Annotated in this window: 6 protein-coding genes; 1 reads left to right on the top strand and 5 read right to left on the bottom strand. The window is 65.7% G+C overall.

The window, feature by feature from the left end; all coding sequences use genetic code 11:
- Positions 1–110 precede the first annotated feature (110 nt).
- Positions 111–1,889, bottom strand: a complete 1,779-nt coding sequence (locus tag RTU05_RS04805; RefSeq protein WP_312596195.1) for a copper resistance system multicopper oxidase — start codon at positions 1,887–1,889, stop codon at positions 111–113.
- Between the two features lie 162 nt (positions 1,890–2,051).
- Between RTU05_RS04805 and cueR the strand changes: the two genes are divergently transcribed.
- Positions 2,052–2,507 carry a Cu(I)-responsive transcriptional regulator gene (cueR, locus tag RTU05_RS04800; RefSeq protein WP_312596193.1) on the top strand — a complete coding sequence of 152 codons (456 nt, stop codon included), beginning with the start codon at positions 2,052–2,054 and terminating at the stop codon, positions 2,505–2,507.
- 521 nt (positions 2,508–3,028) lie between these two features.
- Here the strand turns inward: cueR and RTU05_RS04795 are convergent.
- From RTU05_RS04795 to RTU05_RS04780, 4 genes are read right to left on the bottom strand one after another with little or no spacing between them, the layout of a single operon-like run.
- A complete protein-coding gene (locus RTU05_RS04795) occupies positions 3,029–3,505 on the bottom strand; it encodes an isoprenylcysteine carboxylmethyltransferase family protein (protein WP_312596191.1) in 477 nt (158 codons plus the stop codon).
- On the bottom strand, positions 3,502–3,630 hold the full coding sequence (locus tag RTU05_RS04790) for a hypothetical protein (RefSeq protein ID WP_255413955.1): 129 nt from the start codon (positions 3,628–3,630) through the stop codon (positions 3,502–3,504). The genes RTU05_RS04795 and RTU05_RS04790 overlap by 4 nt, the downstream gene beginning before the upstream one ends.
- Positions 3,630–4,631: a cytochrome d ubiquinol oxidase subunit II gene (cydB, locus tag RTU05_RS04785; protein ID WP_205682545.1), complete on the bottom strand. Its 1,002-nt coding sequence runs from the start codon at positions 4,629–4,631 to the stop codon at positions 3,630–3,632. The genes RTU05_RS04790 and cydB overlap by 1 nt, the downstream gene beginning before the upstream one ends.
- Positions 4,621–6,048 (bottom strand): cytochrome ubiquinol oxidase subunit I, encoded by a 1,428-nt coding sequence (locus tag RTU05_RS04780; RefSeq protein ID WP_250201362.1) that lies wholly within the window; start codon positions 6,046–6,048, stop codon positions 4,621–4,623. Before RTU05_RS04780 ends, cydB begins: the two co-directional genes overlap by 11 nt.
- Between the last annotated feature and the right edge of the window lies 1 nt (position 6,049).

Here is a 6,049-nt window from a genome sequence, read left to right as displayed (position 1 = left end):
CGACGGCGCCGGGGGCGCCGGCATCGTATGGCCCGCGTGGGGATCCTGGGCCTGGGCGCTGAGCGCGCCGGCGGCGAGGATCAGGGGCGCGAGGGCGATGGCGAGGCGGTTCATCGGGCGGCTCCGTCCATGGGCCGCACCGTCACAACGTTGAACATCCCCGCGTGCATATGCATCAGCAGATGGCAATGGAAGGCCCAGTCCCCGGGCGCGTCTGCGGTCAGGTCGAAGGTCACCTTGCCGCCCGGCGCGACGTTGACCGTGTGCTTCAGCGGCTGATGCCCGGCGGGGCCGCCGGTCACCAGTTCGAAGAAATGGCCGTGCAGGTGGATGGGGTGCGCCATCATGGTGTCGTTGACCAGGGTCACGCGCACCCGCTCGTTACGCTCGAACCGGATCGGCTCGACCAACTCCGAGAACTTGCGCCCGTCGAAGCCCCACATGAACCGCTCCATATTGCCGGTCAGGTGGATTTCCATCGTTCGCGACGGCGGGCGTTGGTCCTTGTTGGGGGCCAGCGACACCAGGTCGGTGTAGACGAGGACGCGGTGGTCGACGTTTGTGAGCCCGATCGGACGCTCGCCGAGCCGGTTGGCGGGGTCCATGGCGATCGCGTCTACGCCCACGCCGACCGCCATGTCCGGCGGAGCGTTCTCAGGATCGCGCATGTTCATGCCGGCCATGGGCATGCCGGCCAGGTCGTCGGCCGGAGCCGCGGCCTGGGCGGACGCTCCGTGGTCCATCCCGGCCATGGCGCCGTGATCCATGCCGTCCATGCCCATGTCGCGCATGGTGAGGTTCGGAACCTCGCGCAGCGGCGGAACCTCCGCCGTCATCCCGAGACGCGGGGCCAAGGTCGCCCGCCCCATGCCCGAGCGGTCGATCGCCTCCGACACGATAGTGTAGGCGCGGTCCTCGGTCGGCGTGACGATCACGTCATAGGTCTCGGCGACCGAGATCTGGAACTCATCGGTCTCGACCGGGCGCACGTTCTCGCCGTCGGCCTGGACCACCGTCATGGGCAGGCCGGGGATGCGGATGTTGAAGATCGACATGGCGGAGGCGTTGATGATCCGAAGGCGCACCCGCTCGCCGGGCCGGAACAGGCCGGTCCAGTTCTCCTGCGGTCCGTGGCCATTGATCAGATAGGTGTAGGTCGAACCGTTGACGTCGAGGATGTCGCGCGGGTCCATCCGCATCTGGCCCCACATGCGCCGCTCCTCCAGGCTCATGCGGTCGCTGCCGTCCATGAGGCCCGCGAGGGTGGTGCGTTGCTGGTTGAAGTAGCCGGGGCTCTTCTTCAGCTTGGCCAGAATTTCGTGCGGATGCATGAAGCTCCAGTCCGAAAGGACCAGCACATGCTCGCGGTCGTAGGCGACCGGATCGGCGCCCGCGGGATCGATGACAATCGGGCCGTAGTGCCCCATCGCCTCCTGCAGGTTGGAGTGGCTGTGATACCAGAAGGTGCCCGACTGCCTGATCGGGAACTCATAGACGAAGGTCTCGCGCGCCTTGATGCCGGGGAAGCTGATGCCCGGCACGCCATCCATCTGGAACGGGACCAGCAGGCCATGCCAGTGGATCGAGGTGTCCTCGTCCAGAGTATTGGCGACCGAAAGTCGGACGTTCTGGCCTTCGCGCAGGCGCAGCAACGGCGCTGGCAGAACGCCGTTGATCGTCACGGCGTGGCCCGTGCGCCCCCCGACCGTGAAGGGCGAGTGACCCACCGTCAGATCGATATTCGGGCCCGTTAGCGTCGGCAGGTCGGCCCGCAGACCCTGCGACCCCGTCTGCGCCCAGGCGGGGAGCAGGCCTTGCAGCCCCAGCAAGCCGCCGCCGACGGCGCCGCCACGGAGAAGCGTTCGGCGATCGAGGCGGGGCGTGGACATCAGCGAGAAGTTCCCTGGCGGGTATTGAGCCGCTATTCAGATACGCACTCCCGACAGTGCCCCGTTGCTTCAGGGCGCCGCTCGGTCGGGATCGCGGCCTTCTGCGCCTTCCCATCATGGCAAGGTCAAGAGCCAATCGTCCGCTTTGAGGGAGACCCCTACATGAACATCGGCAAAGCATCACGGGCGACCGGAGTCTCGACCAAGATGATCCGCTATTACGAGTCCGTCGGCCTGATCCGGCCGGCGGACCAGACGGACAGCAACTATCGCGACTTCAGCGACCGCGACATCAACGAGCTGCGGTTCATTCGCCGGGCCCGCGATCTGGGGTTCTCCGTCGGCGAGATCGGTCAGTTGCTTGCGCTTTGGAGAGACCGTGGACGGCCAAGCCGGGAGGTGAAGGCAGTGGCCGAAAAGCACATTGCGGATCTCGACGCCAAGATCGCGGCGATGAAGTCAATGGCCAACACGCTTCGTGATCTCGCCCACTGTTGCGCCGGGGACGAGCGACCCGGCTGTCCGATCCTCTCGGACCTTTCGGGCGCGGGGATCTCGGGCCGCGATGGCGAAGACATGAAAACTCGTCCAAAAACACCTGCCGCAACTAACCGGTGAGGTGTTGCCGAAGCGGCCGTGCTCCGACCGCCGTCAAAACATGCGTGGACAGCCGATGTCGGAGAGTAGGGCGTGAGGTCAATGGCGTATGCCTATGGTACCGGATACGCCGGAGTTAGATGCTTTCACGAAAAGACGTTAAAAACGCAAGTGAGTCAAAGTTTCTCACGGGCGCATCGATTATCAATATCAGGTGTCTAAATAGGTAGAAAAAGATACCGACATCACGGAAAATTTATACTGTCAAAAAATTGTTTGTTTTCAAGACGCTTAGTTTTTTGAGGTTTTTTGGTCGGCATTGGTGTAGTCTTTGCGATGAAAAGCTTAAATGCATCAGATGGTTACGAAACAACAAGATAATCGAGTGGGAGTGAGGGGCAGTCATAAGGCGGCCCCTGACGAGATGATTGCGGAGTAGTGAGCGGAGCATAGCTGCTTGGTTCACATGCTGCGCCCCGTAACCTCACGGTAGTGACGAAGCTACGGGATAGGGAGGCGTCTGTGGGCCGGGCGAAAGGGGATCACGACGTCATCCGCCGGCCCAGCCAGCGGCGCACCCGGCCGACGTACACGGACCACGCCGCGCCGAAGAGGGCCTCCAGGTGTCGTTCCTCGCGCCGGATGGCGAGACGGTCGGTGGCGAAGGCGGCGACGGGGGCGGCCACGAAGAACCAGGCGTTGTCGAACAGGCCCCCGAGGCCGAGCAGAAGCAGCCCGTTAGCGAGATAGATCGGGTTGCGGCTCCAGGCGAACGGACCGGTCGTGACCAGGGCGGTCGCCGCCCGGTGCGGCAGGATGTTGGCGCGCCGCCGCCGCATCTCCAGCATGGCCCAGAGGTCCAGACCAAGGGCGAGCCCGACCAGAAGGCCGCCGGCGGCGAAGGCGCCGGGGAAGAGGGCGGGCGGAGTCCATAGACGCGCCGTGATGAGCGCGACAAGGACGGCGCCGCCCGTGATGAGCGGCGGCCAGGGCCAGCGGTTCGGCGCCTGCGGCCTCACCCGCCGGCCAGCTTGAGAACGCCGCGCAGCAGATAGGCGACGACGCCCAGGACGCCCACGCCCAGCACCCAGAGGGCGACGAACCAAAGGCCCTGCCGAAGCCCGTTTGTGGAGCCGCGACGCATCAGTGGTAACCGTCGTCGCCGACCTTGCCGCGAAACACCCAGTAGGCATAGGCGGTGTAGGCTAGGATGATCGGGATCAGGATCAGGGCGCCGACCAGCATGAACAGCTGGCTGGAGGCGGGGGCGGCGGCCTGCCACAGGGTGATCTCGTCGGGCACAGCGTAGGGGAAGACGCTTACGCCCAGCCCCGCGAAGGTGACGGCGAACAGGCCCAGAGACAGCAGGAAGGGCCAGACCTCACGCTTCTGACGCATGGTCCAGAAGAAGGCGGCTGCGACGATCAGAACGAGCAACGGCACCTGGGCCGTCAGAAGCACGCCGGGCCAGTCGAACCAGCGCCGGGCGTATTCGCCGTCGAGGAAGGGGGTGGCCAGGCTGACCGCGCCAATCATCAGCAGGGTCGCCGGACCCAGTTTCCAGGCCTGGGCGCGGGCGTGGGCCTGGAGCGCGCCCTCCGTCTTCATGTTCAGCCAGGTGGCCCCCAGAAGGGCGTAGCCGACGACGACGGCGGCGCCGGTCAGCAGGCTGAAGGGGCTGAGCCAGTCCCACCAGCCGCCGCCGTAGGCGCGGCCCGACACCTCGACCCCCTGCAGGATGGCCCCCAGGGTGACGCCCTGGGAGAAGGCGGCCAGCAGGGAGCCGCCGAAGAAGGCGACATCCCAGACGGGCTTGGCCCGTACCGTACGCCAGCGGTATTCAAAGGCGACGCCGCGGAAGACCAGGCCCAGCAGCATGGCGATGATCGGCGTATAGACCGCCGGCATCAACACGGCGTAGGCGAGGGGAAAGGCGGCGAACAGGCCGCCGCCGCCCAGGATCAGCCAGGTCTCGTTGCCGTCCCACACCGGAGCGATCGAGTTCATCGCCTTGTCGCGCTGATCGCCGGCCTTCAGCGTCGGGAACAGGATGCCGACGCCCAGGTCGAACCCGTCCATGACGATATAGGCGAAGACGGCGAAGGCCAGCAGGCCGGCCCAGACCAGGGTCAGATCAACGCTCATGATCGGTCTCCTCGCCGGTCGGGATGGGGCGGTCCGGGTCGATGGCGGGGGCGGGGGTGATGCCCGCCGTGCGGATCGGGGTTTCCGCCACGCCCGGCTCGTCGCGGTGCGGCGCATGGCTCATCAGACGCAGGATGTAGAAGACCCCGGCGCCGAACACCGTGAAATAGACCACGGCGAAGGCGGCCAGGGAGGTTGCGACGGCCGGCGCCGCCAGGGGCGCGGCGCTGTCGGCGGTGCGCAGCAGGCCATAGACCGTCCAGGGCTGGCGGCCGACCTCCGTGGTAATCCAGCCCGCCAGCACGGCGACGAAACCCATCGGCCCCATAACCAGGGCGAACCGGTGGAGCCAGGGCGCGTCGTAGAGGCGTTTTCGCAGGCGCGCATACAGACCCCACAGCCCCAGCAGAAGCATGGCCATGCCCAGGCCGACCATGACGCGGAAGGACCAGAAGACGATCTCGACCGGCGGCCAGTCAGCGCGGGCGATGGTGTCCAGGCCGGCCAAGGGCGCGTTCGGATCGTGCTTCAGGATCAGGGAGGACAGCTTGGGAATCTCGACTGCGCCGTGGACCGTGGCCGCGTCCCGGTCGGGAATGCCGAACAGGATCAGCGGCGCCCCGTCCGGATGGCTTTCGAAATGGCCTTCCATGGCCATGACCTTGGCGGGCTGGTGCTCCAGGGTGTTCAGCCCGTGCATGTCGCCGATGAAGATCTGGACCGGGGCGGCGACCAGGATCATCCCCATGGCCATGGCGAACATCTTGCGTGCGCCCTTGTTCGTCCGTTCCTTGATCAGGTGCCAGGCCCCGACCGCGCCCACGACCAGGCCGGTGGTCAGATAGGCCGCCAGCAGCATGTGGGCGAGGCGATAGGGGAAGGAAGGATTGAAGACGATCTTGAACCAGTCCGCCGGTACGAACTGGCCGACCTCGTTGATGGCGTAGCCTTGCGGCGTCTGCATCCAGCTGTTGACCGACAGGATCCAGAAGGCCGAGGCGAAGGTGCCGATCGCGACCATCAGGGTGGCCAGGAAGTGCAGCTTCTTGCCGACGCGGTTCAGCCCGAAGAGCATGACGCCGAGGAACCCCGCCTCCAGGAAGAAGGCGCTCAGCACCTCATAGGCCATCAGAGGACCGATGACCGGTCCAGCCTTGTCGGAGAAGACCGACCAGTTGGTGCCGAACTGGTAGGACATGACCAAACCCGAGACGACGCCCATGCCGAAAGCGACAGCGAAGATCTTCAGCCAGTATTTGAACAGGTTCAGATAGAGGTCTCGCCCCGTCTTCAGCCACAGGGCCTCCAACACGGCCAGATAGCTGGCCAGGCCGATGGAGAAGGCCGGGAAGACGATGTGAAAGGCAACGGTGAAGGCGAACTGCATCCGCGCCAGGATCAGGGCGTCAAGTTCCATG

Source organism: Brevundimonas sp. (assembly GCF_032017145.1).
GTDB lineage: Bacteria > Pseudomonadota > Alphaproteobacteria > Caulobacterales > Caulobacteraceae > Brevundimonas.
The sequence above is the reverse complement of the archived record's forward strand: the minus strand, read 5'-3'. Positions and strand labels throughout refer to the sequence as shown.

Bases quoted from the DNA above. Each gene is read 5' to 3' on its own strand.
- RTU05_RS04805 (WP_312596195.1), bottom strand. From the start codon at position 1,889: ATGTCCACGCCCCGCCTCGATCGCCGAACGCTTCTCCGTGGCGGCGCC.
- cueR (WP_312596193.1), top strand. From the start codon at position 2,052: ATGAACATCGGCAAAGCATCACGGGCGACCGGAGTCTCGACCAAGATG.
- RTU05_RS04790 (WP_255413955.1), bottom strand. From the start codon at position 3,630: ATGCGTCGCGGCTCCACAAACGGGCTTCGGCAGGGCCTTTGGTTCGTC.
- cydB (WP_205682545.1), bottom strand. From the start codon at position 4,631: ATGAGCGTTGATCTGACCCTGGTCTGGGCCGGCCTGCTGGCCTTCGCC.
- RTU05_RS04780 (WP_250201362.1), bottom strand. From the start codon at position 6,048: ATGGAACTTGACGCCCTGATCCTGGCGCGGATGCAGTTCGCCTTCACC.